Source organism: Stutzerimonas stutzeri SDM-LAC (assembly GCF_000235745.1).
Lineage (GTDB): Bacteria > Pseudomonadota > Gammaproteobacteria > Pseudomonadales > Pseudomonadaceae > Stutzerimonas > Stutzerimonas stutzeri_H.
The window spans coordinates 1-16,471 of the sequence record NZ_AGSX01000194.1; the positions used below are offsets into that span (position 1 = coordinate 1).

General features: G+C 57.3%; 18 protein-coding genes, 1 tRNA gene and 1 pseudogene. 13 read left to right on the forward strand and 7 right to left on the reverse strand.

The genetic code is table 11. The features are described from left to right. On the reverse strand, nucleotides 1–302 hold a 302-nt coding region (locus PSTU_RS0119515; protein WP_019342708.1), incomplete at its 3' end, for a PA2779 family protein. Nucleotides 303–464: 162 nt separating this feature from the next. Here PSTU_RS0119515 and PSTU_RS0119520 point away from each other — a divergent pair. After that, the gene (locus PSTU_RS0119520; protein ID WP_019342709.1) at nucleotides 465–767 is read left to right on the forward strand and encodes an I78 family peptidase inhibitor; all 303 of its coding nucleotides are present in this window, start codon (nucleotides 465–467) and stop codon (nucleotides 765–767) included. 88 nt (nucleotides 768–855) lie between these two features. On the opposite strand, the gene PSTU_RS0119525 is transcribed toward PSTU_RS0119520, so the two are convergent. After that, the gene (locus PSTU_RS0119525) at nucleotides 856–1,887 is read right to left on the reverse strand and encodes an acyltransferase family protein (RefSeq protein WP_019342710.1); all 1,032 of its coding nucleotides are present in this window, start codon (nucleotides 1,885–1,887) and stop codon (nucleotides 856–858) included. Between the two features lie 442 nt (nucleotides 1,888–2,329). Here PSTU_RS0119525 and mobA point away from each other — a divergent pair, with 442 nt between their 5' ends. The 3 genes from mobA (at nucleotide 2,330) to PSTU_RS0119540 (ending at nucleotide 3,382) form a co-directional block, all read left to right on the forward strand. Continuing rightward, nucleotides 2,330–2,932 (forward strand): molybdenum cofactor guanylyltransferase MobA, encoded by a 603-nt coding sequence (gene mobA / locus PSTU_RS0119530; RefSeq protein WP_019342711.1) that lies wholly within the window; start codon nucleotides 2,330–2,332, stop codon nucleotides 2,930–2,932. Between the two features lie 45 nt (nucleotides 2,933–2,977). Further along, nucleotides 2,978–3,199, forward strand: coding sequence for a YgdI/YgdR family lipoprotein (locus PSTU_RS0119535; RefSeq protein ID WP_019342712.1), 222 nt, complete (start codon nucleotides 2,978–2,980; stop codon nucleotides 3,197–3,199). Nucleotides 3,200–3,305: 106 nt separating this feature from the next. Continuing rightward, nucleotides 3,306–3,382 (forward strand) — tRNA-Pro (locus PSTU_RS0119540). A gap of 173 nt (nucleotides 3,383–3,555) precedes the next feature. Here PSTU_RS0119540 and PSTU_RS0119545 read toward each other — a convergent pair. Beyond that, nucleotides 3,556–3,798, reverse strand: a complete 243-nt coding sequence (locus tag PSTU_RS0119545) for a glutaredoxin family protein (RefSeq protein WP_019342713.1) — start codon at nucleotides 3,796–3,798, stop codon at nucleotides 3,556–3,558. 407 nt (nucleotides 3,799–4,205) lie between these two features. Between PSTU_RS0119545 and PSTU_RS0119550 the strand changes: the two genes are divergently transcribed. The 6 genes from PSTU_RS0119550 (at nucleotide 4,206) to PSTU_RS0119575 (ending at nucleotide 9,415) form a co-directional block, all read left to right on the forward strand. Next, nucleotides 4,206–5,465: an OprD family porin gene (locus PSTU_RS0119550; protein ID WP_019342714.1), complete on the forward strand. Its 1,260-nt coding sequence runs from the start codon at nucleotides 4,206–4,208 to the stop codon at nucleotides 5,463–5,465. A gap of 224 nt (nucleotides 5,466–5,689) precedes the next feature. Further along, nucleotides 5,690–6,094 (forward strand): DUF883 family protein, encoded by a 405-nt coding sequence (locus PSTU_RS0119555; protein ID WP_029404885.1) that lies wholly within the window; start codon nucleotides 5,690–5,692, stop codon nucleotides 6,092–6,094. Between the two features lie 20 nt (nucleotides 6,095–6,114). Next, nucleotides 6,115–6,495 (forward strand): phage holin family protein, encoded by a 381-nt coding sequence (locus PSTU_RS0119560; RefSeq protein WP_019342716.1) that lies wholly within the window; start codon nucleotides 6,115–6,117, stop codon nucleotides 6,493–6,495. After that, nucleotides 6,492–6,794: a hypothetical protein gene (locus PSTU_RS22130; protein ID WP_019342717.1), complete on the forward strand. Its 303-nt coding sequence runs from the start codon at nucleotides 6,492–6,494 to the stop codon at nucleotides 6,792–6,794. Before PSTU_RS0119560 ends, PSTU_RS22130 begins: the two co-directional genes overlap by 4 nt. Nucleotides 6,795–6,983: 189 nt before the next feature. Further along, complete coding sequence (locus tag PSTU_RS0119570) at nucleotides 6,984–8,315, forward strand: deoxyguanosinetriphosphate triphosphohydrolase (RefSeq protein WP_019342718.1); 1,332 nt, start codon at nucleotides 6,984–6,986, stop codon at nucleotides 8,313–8,315. Between the two features lie 5 nt (nucleotides 8,316–8,320). After that, the gene (locus PSTU_RS0119575) at nucleotides 8,321–9,415 is read left to right on the forward strand and encodes an FUSC family protein (protein WP_029404886.1); all 1,095 of its coding nucleotides are present in this window, start codon (nucleotides 8,321–8,323) and stop codon (nucleotides 9,413–9,415) included. Here the strand turns inward: PSTU_RS0119575 and PSTU_RS0119580 are convergent. Continuing rightward, on the reverse strand, nucleotides 9,405–9,749 hold the full coding sequence (locus tag PSTU_RS0119580) for a YggL family protein (RefSeq protein ID WP_019342720.1): 345 nt from the start codon (nucleotides 9,747–9,749) through the stop codon (nucleotides 9,405–9,407). The genes PSTU_RS0119575 and PSTU_RS0119580 overlap by 11 nt on opposite strands. 234 nt (nucleotides 9,750–9,983) lie before the next feature. Between PSTU_RS0119580 and dacB the strand changes: the two genes are divergently transcribed. Beyond that, complete coding sequence (dacB, locus tag PSTU_RS0119585) at nucleotides 9,984–11,492, forward strand: D-alanyl-D-alanine carboxypeptidase/D-alanyl-D-alanine-endopeptidase (RefSeq protein ID WP_019342721.1); 1,509 nt, start codon at nucleotides 9,984–9,986, stop codon at nucleotides 11,490–11,492. Nucleotides 11,493–11,604: 112 nt separating this feature from the next. On the opposite strand, the gene rlmKL is transcribed toward dacB, so the two are convergent. Then, nucleotides 11,605–13,785 carry a bifunctional 23S rRNA (guanine(2069)-N(7))-methyltransferase RlmK/23S rRNA (guanine(2445)-N(2))-methyltransferase RlmL gene (gene rlmKL, locus PSTU_RS0119590; protein ID WP_019342722.1) on the reverse strand — a complete coding sequence of 727 codons (2,181 nt, stop codon included), beginning with the start codon at nucleotides 13,783–13,785 and terminating at the stop codon, nucleotides 11,605–11,607. A 352-nt stretch (nucleotides 13,786–14,137) separates the two neighbouring features. Between rlmKL and rmf the strand changes: the two genes are divergently transcribed. Further along, nucleotides 14,138–14,353, forward strand: a complete 216-nt coding sequence (rmf, locus tag PSTU_RS21435) for a ribosome modulation factor (RefSeq protein WP_019342723.1) — start codon at nucleotides 14,138–14,140, stop codon at nucleotides 14,351–14,353. A 90-nt stretch (nucleotides 14,354–14,443) separates the two neighbouring features. Here rmf and PSTU_RS0119600 read toward each other — a convergent pair whose 3' ends face one another. Together PSTU_RS0119600 and PSTU_RS0119605 are read right to left on the reverse strand one after the other, a co-directional pair. Beyond that, complete coding sequence (locus PSTU_RS0119600; protein WP_019342724.1) at nucleotides 14,444–15,484, reverse strand: quinone-dependent dihydroorotate dehydrogenase; 1,041 nt, start codon at nucleotides 15,482–15,484, stop codon at nucleotides 14,444–14,446. A 104-nt stretch (nucleotides 15,485–15,588) separates the two neighbouring features. Then, complete coding sequence (locus PSTU_RS0119605; RefSeq protein ID WP_019342725.1) at nucleotides 15,589–15,810, reverse strand: DUF2835 domain-containing protein; 222 nt, start codon at nucleotides 15,808–15,810, stop codon at nucleotides 15,589–15,591. 168 nt (nucleotides 15,811–15,978) lie between these two features. On the opposite strand from PSTU_RS0119605, the pseudogene PSTU_RS21020 reads away from it, so the two are divergent. Beyond that, nucleotides 15,979–16,471 (forward strand): annotated as a pseudogene (locus PSTU_RS21020) (hypothetical protein); the annotation flags it as partial.

Here is a 16,471-nt window from a genome sequence, read left to right on the forward strand (position 1 = left end):
CCCGCACCAGCCGGCGCCTGATCTAGCTGCTGGTTGAATTGCGAGAGTTCCGCCGGAGTCAGGCTGTTGATTCGCTGCTCGACCTGATCACGCTCGACACCCATCGCCACGAGCTTCTTCTGGACGTCTTCATCTTCAAGCATTGTTAACAATTGCTGGCGATCCACCTGCTGCTGTTGATCGGCGATAATTTCCGGGGTGCCGATCATTGCCGCCTGGGCCAATGGGATCTGTGCAAACAACATGAAATGCATCACGGCCAACAGGCTGGCCACACGCTTCATCATGGGCGAGTTGAACATGGCGGAACTCCTTATCTTTTTGTTCGGTAGCCCAGCGCAATTTGCGACAGGCCGTCAGAAGTAAGACGGCCCCGCTGTTCCGCCAGTTCCCTTGTCGCTATGGTTTAGACATCCATGCCGACCCGGGATTGTTATTACTGATGTCAATACGAAGGAGAAGTTATGAAACTCATCCGCTCGGTCGCCCTGATGGCATGCAGCGCCATACTGATTGGCTGTCAGGCTTCGCTCGACACACTACAGGCGACTGAAGGTAGCGCCGCTCAATGTGACGCCTCTTCTCTTCAGGCACTTGTTGGCGAGCAGGCCAGCCCGGCGCTTCTCGATCAGGCACGTCGCAAGAGCGGCGCCGTAACGGCTCGCATCATTCGGCCGGGCGATATCGTCACGCTGGAATACAACGCACAACGGCTGACACTAACGACAGACGAATCGCTGAACATTCAACGAATCAGCTGTGGTTAAGGGAACGACGAAGCCTTTCGGATACTGGTCGCAAACGACACAGCCGGCAAACAGGCAAGAACAGCCATCACGTCTGCCATCTGCCCGCTCAATGCGCCACCGCCCTACGTGCCCGCCAACTGGTTGCCGAAAACGACTTCGGCGGAGCTAACAGAAAGGACAGGTCGTACCGCTTGATGATCATCTGAGCGAGCAACGGAGCAGCAAGCCCGACCAGAGTTCCGACTATTAAATGGACAGCTATGGAATCAATGCCCATGAAGCTGGCAAGGATCACCCGGATGCCGCTACCCGCAAGAATATGCATCAGGTAGATCGTCATCGATGAAGCGCCGATAAACAGCAGCCAGCCTATGCGAACCCGACCGAGCCACATCGACAAGGCGACCACAAACAGGATCGAAACAGTCGCCAGCGCAAGCCCTGGCAAGCCACCCACCTCCCAATTCAAGCCGAACGTCACGTGAAACAGATACTGCCCGATTACGAATGATGTCCCGAGCAACAAAGTGAGAGGGACATAACGGGCGAGGAAATATGCCTTGATCTCGTTGAACCAGATACCGAGCGCAAAAAACACGGCATTACCGAAAATAAACTTACCGATACTGCCAGCGGCCAGGTCTCGGCTGAGCACATAAAGCACACCAAAGACCAGCAAAAGGGGGAGAAAGTAACGGCGGTCCGCCTTGGCGTAAACCAAGGAACAGACAACAAAAACCAAGAACAGCGCGTAAAGAAACCAGAACTGCGCTCGTGGGGACCAAAGCAGCGAGAACACCTGCCCTAACGTGACGTCACCGTTCGTATAATTTGACAGCACTACTTCTGTCAGCCCCTGCAGAAGTGACCAAACGATAAATGGGTAGACAACAGTGTCCACCTTGTTGATGACCAGTCCAGCTTTCCCACGCTTTACGAGCGAGTCGTAAAAAAACAAACCCGACAGGAAAAAGAACAGGGGCATGTGAAAGCTGTAGATGACACTATCAACGAGAAGGTACTCGCCCTTATCCATCGGCAAACCGGCGTTGAAGACCCCACGCGCAACATGACCGTAGACCACAAGAATGATCCCAATGGCTTTGGCGTAATCGACCCAGGCATTTCTCTCCTGCATCATATTTCTCCTTGGTTATGGGCAAGACCAGACACATCGGAGCCAAATTTGGCGAAGATGGGAAAGGTAGACAGTGAAAAATCCGATCCGTTTGTCGCTCTCCGGCGAGCGATCCACATTAGCCGACGTATTGCCGCAAACCCGGCCGCTCGGCGTGCATGGACCTCAATCCAATCAAAGCCCCTAACCACCGGCGATTCGATGCAGCAACTTCCAGGTACGTAATCGCCTGATCAGAAATAGCTGCGGACGTATCCATTCCCAGCCCGTCCTGGCAACGCTGGCGAGGGGACCCCGAATCAAGCGCTACCAGCCCGATCCACTCCAGTTATTCAATACACAACAAAACGACAGCCGACTGGTAGGAAAAGTGAATCGACCGAGGCTTGAAGTTGTTGAACAGAGCGACCGGGTGTTTTACAGGCGATTAAAGGAGTATTCGATGACTCAACACTGGCTGGCGAATTGTTCGATCCTGCTATTGGCCGGCGGGCGCGGACAACGCATGGGAGGGCGGGACAAGGGTCTCGTGGAGTGGCACGGCCGGCCCCTTGTGGCATGGCCGCATCGCATCGCCCGCCCCCTTACCGATGACCTCCTTATATCGTGCAATCGCAACCAACCGCGTTACGCGGCCTTTGCCGACCGGCTGGTTGGTGATGACGCCCAGGATTTCCAAGGGCCGCTTGCAGGCATACGCGCCGGTCTCGCAGCGGCTGACCACCCATGGCTCATGGTGCTGCCCTGCGACGCACCCCTGGTAGACGAAGCCCTGCTCATACAGCTGTACGCAACGGCGCAACAAGAGCCTGACACGCCGTTAATGGTCCGACGAGGCGCCCAATGGGAGCCATTGTTCTGCGTCATACCGGTTAGCCTCGCCCCCGTTATTGAGAGCGCCTGGCAAAAAGGCGAACGAAGCAATTTGAAGATATTGCTGACGTTACAAGCACGCGCACTTGATCTTCATATAGACGACTCGCGCCTGGCCAATCTGAACTCACCGGAGCTGCTTTCGCAACATACGCCTCCAGGCGGAACTTAGCTGCGCCGAGCACCGTCACAGACGCAACCACAGAGGAGAAACATCATGGGTACAACTACCGGCGCCGCTCTGGCCATTCTGATCGGGATGACGCTCCTTACCGGCTGCTCGAGCCCCAGCGTCATCACCCTAAATGACGGTCGCGAGATTCAGACACTGAACCAGCCCGAATATGACGAAGAGGCTGGGTTCTATGAGTTTGAGGGGATCGACGGGAAACCGGGCAGAGTAAATAAGGATCAGGTTCGTACCGTTCAGGAGCTGTAGCTCATCGCCTTCTTTAATTACCCAGGCATCATGCTCGACGCTGGAAAAAAAGGGCTCGCTAAACGCTTGTGAAGCAAAACTTTTTCTGTAAAATGCGCGCCAGCTTCGGAGCGTAGCGCAGCTTGGTAGCGCGTCTCGTTCGGGACGAGAAGGTCGCTGGTTCGAATCCAGTCGCTCCGACCATATCCCGCTCAGGCTCAACTAGCCTGAAAAAAAACCGGCCCACAAGCCGGTTTTTTTGTGCTTAAAACATGTCGGATTTAGTCTGGGACTAGAGGATCCGTCACCGCATCGTCTGACATACAGTAATCTTCACGCGATCAACGAGCTGCCTGCGCATCGCCGGAACTGCCGGATTAGCGCCGCAAGAACCAGACGACTTGCTCTATCTCGAACGGCCAGTCCAGCTCTGCGCCAGTATCGACACGTCGGAGCACCGGTATACGAAGGCCATAGTCGTCAAACCAATCTGGGCGCTCCGCTATATCCAGTAGCTCTACAAGCAAACCATTCTCCACGAGCGGCAGCACTACAGCCTCGGCTTGCTCACAGAGGTGACAACCCAGCGTTCCGAATAGTTGGCATTCCGGCAGGTGCATAATCAAGGGCTCAATAAAAGTGGCAGGCCGATTCTAGCAGGCTGGTCACGGTGCAGCTGACTGCCCGTAACACCTCGTTCTTTTGGACTATTCCTAATAAAACTGTGACCTTGAGCCCACTCAAACGAGGGTTTGACTTTGTTATTCGACGCGACGCTGGCAAACGGCTAGGATGCTGCAGCCCAAGCGACCGCAGAGCCGCGGGCTGAAGGCTTATGGCACGTATCGGTAGCGACCTTGAGACCCACGTTAAGTTGGCTCAGACACCGCTATCCGAACAGCTAACCAAGGCCTCACGCTTAAGCCCTAAAGACTAAGGTCTAAGGGCTCAAATACTAAACGTAGTGCTTTATTACACAGCGCCAAAGAGCGACTTCAGAGCATCATCCAACGAGGAGAAATAAGAAATGCTCAAGACCCCAATCGCCCGGGGCGTGGCCCTTGCCACTCTGGGAGCAACACTGGCTATTCCAACCCTGGCTCAAGCTGCATTTGTTGACGACAGCAAAGTCAACTTGGAGCTGCGCAACTTCTATTTCAACGGAGATAACCGGTCCGTTCCCAGCTCCTCGCAATCGAAATCCGAGGAATGGGGCCAAGGCTTTATTTTCAGAGCCGAGTCCGGCTTTACTGAAGGGACTGTTGGTTTTGGTGTAGACGCACTTGGCCTGCTGGGCCTCAAGTTGTACTCCAGCGAAGATACCGCCGGAACCGGCCTAATGCCGAGCAAGTTCGGAAACGAAGCCCCTGATGATTTTTCATCGCTTGGCCTGACTGCTAAAGCAAAGATTTCCAAGACAGTACTGAAAGTCGGCACGATTGAGCCGAAAAATATGGCAATCGCGCGTAGCGACTCACGCCTGCTGCCACAGACCTTTCAGGGCGGTCAGATAATCTCCAATGAGATCGATGGTCTTACCTTGGACGCCGGTTATCTGACTGAGGAAAACGATCGCGACTCCACCAACTATGAAGACCTCAAGTTCAACGGTAAAGGTGGTGATACCGGAGACAAGCCTGAAGACTTCCTATTCGGCGGCGCTACTTATTCGTTTACGAAGAACCTGAAAGGCGCGTACTACTACAGCAACCTCGAAGAAGTCTACAAACAGCACTCGTTCAACCTCATCCACATCCTACCGCTTGGCGAAGACCAGTCTCTCAAGACTGACCTGCGCTATGCGCGTTCGACCGACGATGGCTCGTCCACGGTTGACAATAAAGCCTTCGGCGCAATGGTAACTTACTCGGTAAGCGGTCATAGCTTCGGATTGGGCTATCAGAAGATGAGCGGAGATACTGGTTTCGCCTATACCGGCGCCAGTACCGACCCCTATTTGGTCAACTACGTCATGATCGGTGCAGACTACGCCAACGCCGACGAGAAATCCTGGCAAGCGCGTTACGACTACAACTTCGCAGCAATGGGCATTCCGGGCCTAACCTTCATGACCCGATACGTGACCGGCGATAATTTCGACTTCGGCACAAACACCGGCAATAACGGAAAAGAATGGGAACGTAACACTGATATCAGTTATGTGTTCCAAGAAGGCACCCTGAAGAACCTGGGCGTGAAGTGGCGTAACGGTACCTACCGTAGCAACTCCACCAAAGATATCGACCAGAACCGCCTGATCGTCAGCTACACCATTCCGCTGATGTAATAGCGGCTACAGCATGTAAGTGCAGTAGTTAAAGAGAACCCGCTTCGGCGGGTTTTCTTTTTTGCACGTACATCAATCGCGAACCATCACTGCGAACAGATTCAACGCTCAAAAACAACCTGACGGTAAATGAGTAAACGAAACGGGAACCTTGTACCGCCTGCATGCTCGAAACCCTAGGCGCCGGGACCTATCGTTCCCGCGAGACTCAAGAGGAACTGCAGATGTCTACCGAATCGACTTTTGGCACCAGCGACAACACGCCCATCCCTGATGGAGCAGCTGGGACCAACACCTCGTCTCTAATCAATAAGTCAGCCCACCGCCGCAACCTGCAGGCGGCTCAGAATGCGCTCATTGAAGAATTCCACACCCTCATCGGCGACACCGAGCGCCTGTTGAAACACACTCAGAATACGGCCGGTACTCAGACCGAAGAGCTCCGCGGCAAGATCAACGCCAACCTTAGTCGTGCCCGTCAAATGCTCAAGGACCAAGAAGGCACCCTGAAAGAACAGGGCCAGGCGGCTATTCAGTGCACCGAGGAGTATGTTCATACTCACCCATGGCAATCGATCGGGATCGCAGCGGGAGTTGGCTTTCTCTTCGGCCTGATCACCCGCCGTTAATAATGTGGGGAACGGATCCAATGGAAACCAGACACGCTGACGACGCCCCGGCGCCGTCCATCAAAAAGATGGGCAGCGCGCTGGCTGGACTCGTCCAAGGGCATCTGGAGCTCATCGGAATTGAGATCCAGGAAGAGCGAGCCCGAGTATTCAAGCTGTTTCTCCTAGCCAGTATCAGCTTGATCCTCGGGCTGTTGATACTCGTTGGGCTTTCAGCGGCTATCGTGATTGCCTTCTGGGACAGTAACCCTATTGCTGCAATTCTGGTTCTCTGCGCTATCTACGCGGCTGTGCTGGCCGTTTGCATCAGCCGCGCCATAGGTATTGCGAAAGAAAGCATCTCGCCTTTCCAAGCGACGGTCGACGAATTGGCCCGCAATAGGGAGCGTTTATTGCCATGAGCCTTCCACTCAGTAGTTCCAGCGATTTAGCCATGCGCAAGGACCTAGTTCGCTTGCGCATGGAAATGCATCGCCAACAAGTTCTATATCACTCACAGCCGTTAGCTCACCCCTTCCAGCGAATCAAAGGAATGGTCGCGAGTCGTGATTCAGGCTCGGAGCATCATAATGGGAGGGGCCCGCTGATAATTGCCGCGACCCTGGGACTAACCCTGTTTGGCCGCCGGCTGGGCAAGATTGGCAAGCTAGCCAGAGTAGGCGTGATGCTGTACCCCCTCATCCGCCGACTGCGGCATTAACAGCGAAACGTGCTCAGTGCGCAACGCAGCTGATACACGCCTTTATAAAATGCGAATAGTCTTGCGATCAGCAACTCCTGTAGGCTGACAGCTCAATGCAGATGGTCACCAGCTGTACGGTTGCGTCTGCCTTAGAGATCTGCTGCGCTGGGCAAGCGCTCGCACTGGCGACATCAAGGAGGTTGCTCTTTGGACTGGCACACGCTGCTTAATCGAGAGCGGCTCGGTAAGTCTGTACACAGCAATGAAGAGCTTGGTCGAAGTCCGTTTCATAAGGATCACGACAGGATCATCTTTTCTGGTGCATTCCGCAGGCTCGGACGCAAGACTCAGGTGCATCCAGTCTCAAGCAATGACCACATTCACACGCGCCTTACCCACTCGCTGGAGGTTAGCTGCGTTGGTCGCTCGCTCGGCATGCGTGTGGGTGAAGTTCTTCGCGATGACATGCCAGTCTGGTGCAGTCCGGCCGACCTTGGGATGATCATCCAGTCCGCCTGCCTCGCCCATGACATCGGCAATCCGCCGTTCGGACATTCGGGTGAGGACGCTATTCGCCATTGGTTTCAACAGGCGGCCGGGCGTGGCTGGCTGGATGATATGAGCGATGCCGAGCGAGCCGACTTTCTGAATTTCGAGGGTAACGCCCAAGGATTCCGCGTACTGACCCAGCTTGAGTACCATCAGTTCGACGGCGGCACACGGCTTACCTATGCAACGCTCGGCACCTACCTGAAATATCCATGGACGTCGCGTCATGCTGAGGCGCTCGGATACAAGAAGCACAAGTTTGGTTGCTACCAAAGCGAACTGCCGTTACTTGAACAGATAGCGACTAAGCTCGGCCTTCCAAAGCTGGACGAACAACGCTGGGCGCGTCATCCCCTGGTGTACCTGATGGAGGCTGCGGACGATATCTGCTACGGGCTCATCGATCTCGAAGATGGGCTTGAGATGGATCTTCTGGAATATGCCGAGGTGGAAGCCTTGCTGCTGAATCTGGTGGGCGATGACGTGCCTGAGACTTACCGGCAGCTCGGCCCGGAAGGCTCACGACGACGCAAGCTGGCCATCCTCAGAGGCAAGGCCATCGAACATCTCACGAATGCTGCTGCAGAAGCGTTCGTCGAACAACAGCAAGCCCTGCTGACAGGTAGCCTGGCCGGCGACTTAGTCGAGCATATGCATGGTCCAGCCAAACAATGCGTCCTGCAGGCCAAGGCGATGGCCCGGGAAAAGATTTTCCAGGACAAACGCAAGACGCTGCATGAGATTGGCGCCTATACCACGCTTGAAATACTGCTTAATGCCTTCTGTGGTGCAGCGCTGGAACAACATGGAGGTCGCACGCTGTCGTTCAAGAATCGTCGCATCCTGGATCTGCTCGGAAACAACGCGCCAGACCCTGACTGGTCCCTGTATCAGGCATTTGTTCGAATGATCGATTTCATCGCTGGCATGACGGACAGCTACGCGACCGAGATGGCCGGCGAGATGACCGGACGCTCGAGCCCGACGTGAGCCTGATGAAAAAGTCGCTATGGAAGCTTATCGGCTGGCAGCCTGGCCGCCCCGCCTGGGGTGCGGCCGCGGTCGCGGGTCTGGGTTGCGCCCTACCCTTGCTGCTCGGGTTATTTAGCGGGCATCCCGGCTTTCTTTGGGCGACGGTTGGCGCGTTCCAGGCAGCTAAGGCGAACCCGCTTCACCGCCTCGGCATGTTGCGAATGCTGCTTTTGATCGGGCTTGGCGCTGGTAGCGCCGGGCTCGGTTTCTGGTCAGCCACCCACCCGCTTATCAGCCTCGGACTGTTTGCCTTTTACGGCTTGTTGCTAGCGTGGCTGCAACGATATGGCAGCGAGGCCGGTAAGCTCGGCATAGGCTTGGCGATCTGCTTGTGCCTGGGCCAGGGTCAGCATGGCATCGGCGACTTCAACAATCCTCAGGCAATTGCCGCGCTGTTCGCCTTGGGCGGGCTTTGGGTCACGCTTCTGGCGTTCGGTCTCCGAGGCATCCATGGCCTGCGTATGTGGCCTTACATGCCACGCCTGTTGAGCCTGTTGAAAGTCCTGCGTCGTCGCGCTCGGCGAACACCGATTCGCCAATGGCGCCTGCACGCGATCACCTACATCCTGGCAGCCGCGATTGGCGGCCTGATCGTAACCCTTGCAGATCTGCCACGAGGCTACTGGTTGACACTTGCAGTATTCACCTCATTGCAGATGGACCTTCAGCGCAGCGTCGTGCGCGCCCTACAGGCCAGCATCGGGATTTTCTGCGCGGCAGCCGTGCTGATCTACATGGGCCACAGCCTCGCGGACCCGCCAATGATGGTCATGATCATGTTGCCACTGGTCATGCTCAGCCGGGCATTCCAGGCACATCACTATGGATTATTTGTTCTGCAGACGACCCTGAGCTTTGTTCTGCTGGCCGAAACGCTGGCGCAAGACTGGGGTTTGCCACAGTTGCGCCTAATCAATGCTGCTCTCGGAGTCGGCGTAGCGCTAGGGGCTACCTTACTCATGTACTTGCTGCGTCGGCTGATCACCCGGATTGCATTGCGCAGGTCCAGGCAAACAGCCGCAACCGATCAGGGCAGGGATGACTCGATCATGCCTTAGCGTTGATCTCGTTTTCCGGGTACCAAACGTCCATCAGCGGGCTCACATTGAATTCGGACAGTTCGTTGCGGCCCTTGAGCCAAGCCTCGACCTGACCGCGCTGCTCTTCGCTGACCGAGCCGCGACTGGCAAGGCAGACGAAACCGTAATCTTCGCCGCCGATATAGCCCAGGCCATTGATTTCGATGGCTTCGTTCAGAAAGGCTTCAAGAAACGCATCGACTGCCTTGGCCTCCAGCCCGTCACGGTAGGTCAGAGTGACCTCGAAACCCAATTCCTGGAATTCGTCGACACACAGTTTTTTGCGCAAACGACGCGAGCGATTGGTAGCCATTGATTCGGTCCTTATATATCGATGATGACGGCGCGCACTCTAACAGCAACGGGAGGCTTGTGCGATTGCAGGGCCGGCCTGTTGGGCCAACTCTCCGAAACAGTGCGAGCTTGCTTATCTTTGTTTGCAGGGAGGAGAACCAGGCGTCTACGCTTGTCGGATGAGAAGCACGTCACTTCTCGGACGTGGGCATAATAGCCCGCCACCCTTCCCTGAACGCTGTAGGGAACCGCTATGTCATTGATCCCGAGCCTGTCTTCACCAGCCCATCGGAGCCGCGCGCCCCGCAGGTTCCTGTCACGTGTCGTCGCTACTGCGCTGGCGCTGCCCCTGGTGGTTCCTGCCTTCGCCGAAACGGCCAATCAGACCTTACCACCCCGCGTGGTACAGGCACTCAAGACAAACAAGATAGAGACCAGCGCTCTTTCTGTAGTGATGTTGCCGCTCAACGGCACCGGATCACCAACATTCGTCAATGCGGACGTCTCGGTTAACCCAGCCTCGACCATGAAGCTGGTCACGACGTACGCCGCACTGGAACTGCTGGGTCCTAACCACCAGTGGAAAACGGAATTCTATGCTGACGGACCGATTGCGAACGGCACACTGAACGGCAACCTTTACCTCAAGGGCGGCGGCGATCCGAAGCTCAACATGGAGAAGCTCTGGTTGTTGCTGCGAGACCTGCGTGCCAACGGCGTCGAGACCGTTACAGGTGATCTGATCCTCGACCGCAGCCATTTCGTGCAACCGACGTTGCCGGTATTCGACGACGACGGCAATGACAAGAACAAACCCTTCCTGGTCGGACCGGATGCGTTATTGGTCAATCTCAAGGCACTTCGCTTCATCGCCCGCAACGATGGGGGAAATGTGAAGGTCTTGGTCGAGCCGCCAATCGCTACGGTTCAGATCGACAATCGTATCCAGGCGCTGCCAAAAGCCAAATGCCCCGGATGGCCCGAGATCCGCTACAACCCGATCGAAAACGATAAAGGGGTAACCGTAGTGGTCACGGGCAAGCTCCCGGCAGGGTGCAGCGGACAGACTTACCTGTCGGTGCTCGATCATCAGCGCTACGCCGCCGGTGCCGTCCGGGCGATCTGGAAGGAGCTTGGCGGCACGATCCTCGGCAACGATCGAGTGGCGCCGGTGGCCAAGGACGCCAAGATGATTGCGCGAGCCTATTCGCCAGATCTGGTCGAGATCATTCGCGACATCAACAAGTACAGCAACAACACCATGGCAAAACAGCTATTCCTGAGCCTGGGTGCTGAGTTTCGTAACGAAGCGGATGCTGACGATTCAATGGCGGCACAGCGTGTGATCCGTCAGTGGCTGGCGAAGAAGGGGTTGATTTCGCCGCACTTGGTCATCGAGAACGGCTCAGGCCTGTCGCGGGCCGAACGTGTCAGCGCACGGGAGTTGGCCAACCTGCTGCAAGCCGCCTGGAAAAGCCCGTACGCTGCGGAGTTCATCTCATCGATGCCACTGGCAGCGGTGGACGGCACCATGCGCAAGCGTCTGCGAAATACAGGGGTTGCCGGCAAGGCGCACGTCAAGACCGGGACGCTGAACACAGTGCGGGCAATCGCAGGTTACAGCCGCGACAACGACGGCAATACCTGGGCCGTCGTCGCGATACTCAACCATCCCCGCCCGTGGGGCGCCTCCTCGGTGCTGGATCAGGTGCTGGTTAGTCTGTACAACCGTGCCGGCGACAAAAATACCGCGCAACGCTAGTCCACTCAGTGCCGGCGTCGCTGGAGCGTCGCCGGCACTGTACACAGCCGCGCTCGATTACCGCCGCGGCGAATCAAGCGCGATCCCGACGGATCCCGAAACGCCGAGTCGATCAGCGCGCCTGGAGCTTCCAGGCGCGATGGATCTTGCTGTTGCGGCGGAAATCCTCATCCAGAGTGGCGCCGGTAATCTCCTCCACCCTGTAGCGCTCAGCGACGCCCGGGTCGAGCACGAATTTACGAAAGTTATTGGAGAAGTACAGCGTGCCGCCTGCGGCCAGTCTCGCCATCGCCAGGTCGAGCAAGGCAACATGGTCGCGCTGGACATCGAACACCCCTTCCATGCGCTTCGAGTTGGAGAACGTCGGCGGGTCGATGAAAATCAGATCGTATTCGCCCCGGTCCTCTTCCAACCACGCCATGACGTCTGCCTGCTCCAAACGCTGTCGATCCGACAGGCCGTTGAGCGCTAGATTGCGCCGCGCCCAATCCAGGTAGGTTTTTGACAGGTCGACACTCGTCGTACTCCGAGCGCCGCCCTTGGCCGCGTGAACCGTCGCGGTTGCCGTGTAGCAATACAGGTTCAAGAAGCGCTTGCCGGCCGCTTCCCGCGCGATGCGCAGGCGCATCGGCCGATGGTCGAGGAACAGTCCGGTATCGAGGTAATCGGTGAGGTTCACCAACAGTTTGATATCGCCCTCGGTGACCTCGGTAAATGCGCCTTGGCTGGCTTGGCGCTCGTACTGCCGCGTTCCGCTCTGACGTTCGCGACGCTTGACTACCACTCGGTCCTGGGAGATACCCAACGCCTGTGGGATAGCGCCGAGGGCGTCATAGAGTCGTGCCTGAGCTTTCTCCGGATCGATCGACCGTGGTGGAGCATATTCCTGCACATGCACCCAGTCGCCGTACAGATCAATCGCCAAGGCATATTCGGGCATGTCTGCATCGTATAGGCGGTAGCACTGAATGCCTTGCTTACGAGCCCATTTGCCGAGCTGCTTCAGATTTTTCTGCAGCCGGTTGGCGAACATCTGGCCGCCTTCACTGAGGCGCGCCAATTCTGCCACAGGTTTTTCTTCATTCTTGGAGTCAGCGGTGACCGTTCGCTGGCCAGTAACGAACTGATCCAGTTCGACCTTGATCAACAAGAGCTTGCAAGGCAGTGCACCGTTCCAGAAAGCGTATTGCTTGTGGCTGCGGATACCCATTCGCTTACCCAGGTCAGGGGCAGATGTCAGCACCGCGGCTTCCCAGCCGAGACAGGCCTGACGCAGTCGCTCTCCGAGGTTCTGATACAGATAGACCAGACTTGCCTCATCGCCCAGACGCTCGCCATAGGGGGGGTTACAGATAACCAGACCTTTCTGGTGCTGGTCAGGTCGAGGTTCGAACGTCGCCACATCACCCTGATAAACCCGGATCCAACCCGCCAGACCGGCACGCTCGATGTTGTTTTTAGCCGGCTGAATCAGACGCGGGTCCGCCTCGTAACCTCGGATCCACAGCGGCGGTCGGGCCATGCCCGCCTCGGCACGCGCCTGGGCTTCGGCATGCAGGCGATTCCACAGCGCCGGCACATGTCCGAGCCAGGCGCTGAACCCCCAGCGCTCACGGCGAAGGTTGGGGGCAATGTTCGCCGCCATCATTGCGCCTTCGACAAGGAATGTGCCGACGCCACACATCGGGTCGGTCAGAGCGCCGCCCGCAGCAGCGATGCGCGGCCAACCCGCACGGATCAGCACGGCTGCAGCAAGGTTCTCCTTGAGCGGTGCCGCGCCCTGCTGGAGCCGGTAACCACGCTGGTGCAGGCTGTGTCCGGACAGGTCCAGGGATAGCACTGCCTGCCCGCGATCCAAGCGCAGATGGATGCGCAGGTCCGGGTTCAACTTGTCGACGCTGGGGCGCTCGCCGGTCGCCGTGCGGAGCCGATCAACAATGGCATCCTTAACCTTCAGAGCCCCGAAGTGAGTGTTGTCGATCCCCGAGCCATGACCGCTGAACTCGACCGCCAGGCTACCTGTCGCCGCGAGATGCTCCGCCCAGTCGACCTGGTGCACGCCTTCGTACAGCGTTTCGGCATTCACCGTGGCGAAACGCTCGATGACCAACAACACTCGGTTGGCCAGCCGAGACCATAGGCACAAGCGGTAGGCTACCTCCATGCTGGCAAAGCCGCGAATCGCCGCGGTTTGTTCACGCGCCTCCTCGAGCCCGAGCTCTTTGGCTTCTTCGAGCAACAGGCCTTCGAGCCCTTTAGGGCAAGTGAGGATAAGTTCGTGGCGATCAGTCATGGCATGTCCAGTCAATTATTCGATCCAGTGGGGCACCCATCCGGATCTTGTTTCGATATATCGCGCGGTTCCGACTGTCTTTCGTCGTGAAGCAGACGCTGCGGTGCCCCATCAGCAGCGCGAGGAGCGCTCCCTGCCTGCCTTATGGGCGGCACTACGGTTTAGTGACCTACTTATTTCAAAACGATCATTCCCGCTTTGCAGTCATTAGGTTAGAACTCGACTCAGTCCCGCATCGCAACGATGCTGGAAGAACCCCGCCACGCCGGCAGCGGGCTTCGCTGGCAGTCTATCTGCCGACCTCGCCATGAGGACAACGGAAACACCAGTCAACCACTGAGGGCAATACCCAATGAGAAGACTCAAGCGTGATCCGATGGAACGAGCATTTCTACGCGGTTATCAACATGGCATACACGGTAAATCTCGCGATCTCTGTCCTTTTTCTCATCCCGAAGTACGCCAAGCCTGGATTAACGGCTGGCGGGAGGGTCGCGGCGACAACTGGGACGGTCTGACCGGCACAGCCGGCCTTCATCGATTGAACGAACTTCACGCGGTCGGCTGACACAATCACACCGACTTCGACTGGCACGCCCCATCCGGGCGGCGGGCTTGAGGCCCGGGGCTCCCATCGGGGGCCCCACCAAAGCTCAGATTAACTGTTCACTTTCTTATGAGACTGCAGCGCAGCGATGGCATCCACAGCCTCGCGAATCAGCGCAGGGCCCTTGTAGATGAAGCCGGTGTAAAGCTGCACCAGGCTGGCTCCGGCCTCGATCTTCTCTGCTGCATGACGCCCTTGCGTAATACCACCGACCGCGATGATAGGCAGCCTGCCCGCCAGGGTTTCTGCCAGCACACGAACGGTATGGGTGCTTTTCTCTCGAACCGGGGCGCCGGAAAGCCCACCCGCTTCGTCACCGTGCGCAAGCCCCGCCACACCCTCACGGCCAAGCGTCGTGTTGGTCGCAATGACGGCATCCATACCGGCCTGGAACACCGCTTCGGCAACCAGCTTGATTTCCTCATCGGTCATGTCGGGCGCGATCTTGATGGCCAGCGGCACACGCTTTCCATGGAGCACTTCAAGGTCTTCACGGCGCTGACCTAGCGCATCGAGAAGTTGCTTGAGCGAGTCGCCGAACTGCAGACTGCGCAGCCCCGGAGTATTGGGCGAACTGACGTTTACGGTGACGTAACTCGCCTGGTGATAGACCTTGTCCAGGCATAGCAAGTAGTCATCCTGAGCGCGCTCAACCGGCGTATCGAAGTTCTTGCCGATGTTGATGCCCAGAATGCCCTTGAAACGCGCCGCATCGACCCGTTCCAACAGCGCGTCAACGCCGTGATTGTTGAAGCCCATACGGTTGATGATGGCTTCCGCCTCGGGCAACCGAAAGATACGTGGCTTGGGGTTGCCCGGTTGCGCTCTCGGCGTCACGGTACCCACTTCGACAAATCCGAATCCCAGCTGCGACATTCCGCAAATCGCTTCGCCGTTCTTGTCCAGCCCGGCCGCCAGGCCCACCGGGTTCGGGAAGTCCAACCCCATCACCCGCACCGGCAAGCTCGCCGGCGATTTATTCAACATGGCGTTAAGGCCTAGACGGCCACCCGCGCCAATCAGATCGAGCGACAACTCGTGAGAGGTCTCGGGCGTAAACTTGAAAAGTAGCTGGCGGGCCAGGTTATACATGCGCAGCCTAGATCCTGGAAAGTGTGGCGCGAGAGTATAGCAGGCGGGCATTGCGCGCAGCGGGCACAACGTAGGCGCCCTTGAAAGAATCGCTCGACGCAAGGCTAGCCGACCCGGCGCAGCCGGATCAGTTTGCCCTCCGGAGCAAACTCCATTTCAAATGAACCAAACACGCCGGCCGCTGTCAGAAAGGGACGCAGATGATATGCCGGCAAGCTGACGCTCGTTCCTTCCCGGCTTTTGATCAGGATACGATTGGCCCGCCCCTGATAAACCGCCAACAACTTATCGGCGGGCAGTGCAATATCCAGCAAGAGGCTTGGCATGGAGGCTTCCTCATTGATCAGCGCAGCGATTTTGCCACACCGGCTATCTGGCAGTGACCTAACACTGCTGCTCATTACCCAATTCGACAAACAAAAGCGCGGCAAATACGGTGCACAGCCGGAGCGGCTCTGCCACACTTCGGCCGTTGCCCCATGCGTTCATCTATCATGATGGACCTGCCCGAGCCGATGCCGCCCGTGAATTCCCGAATCGCCAGATTTGCCCAACGCCTTGGATTGACCGGCAAATCGCCGCGTCAGATTCTCGAGCACGCCAGCCAGATCAGCTTGCCTTTTACTCCGCTCTCCGAGCAGGCGCCGAGCATCTTCTGGCAGGATGGTCCTTGTCTGCAGCGATTCGTCGATTTACCGAGAAGTGCCCTCTCCGGCCCGATTCAGGAAGACAAGGCCAGGGCCCACGCTGCGCTGACGCGGCTTGTGCGCCAGGAGCGAAGCACCTACTCATCACTCGATTTACGACAGGTTGATGGGCTCGGCGGGCAAAGCCTCGACGAAGCGACCTATCCGACATTCGAAGCATTCGCGGCCACTCCAGCTTGCCGCCAGTTACGCATCATCAGCTACAAGGATTTCCTGCGGACCATCACCACCGCATTGCCCGAATTCCTGAAACAGGCCCCCATAGAGCTTCGCCAAACCA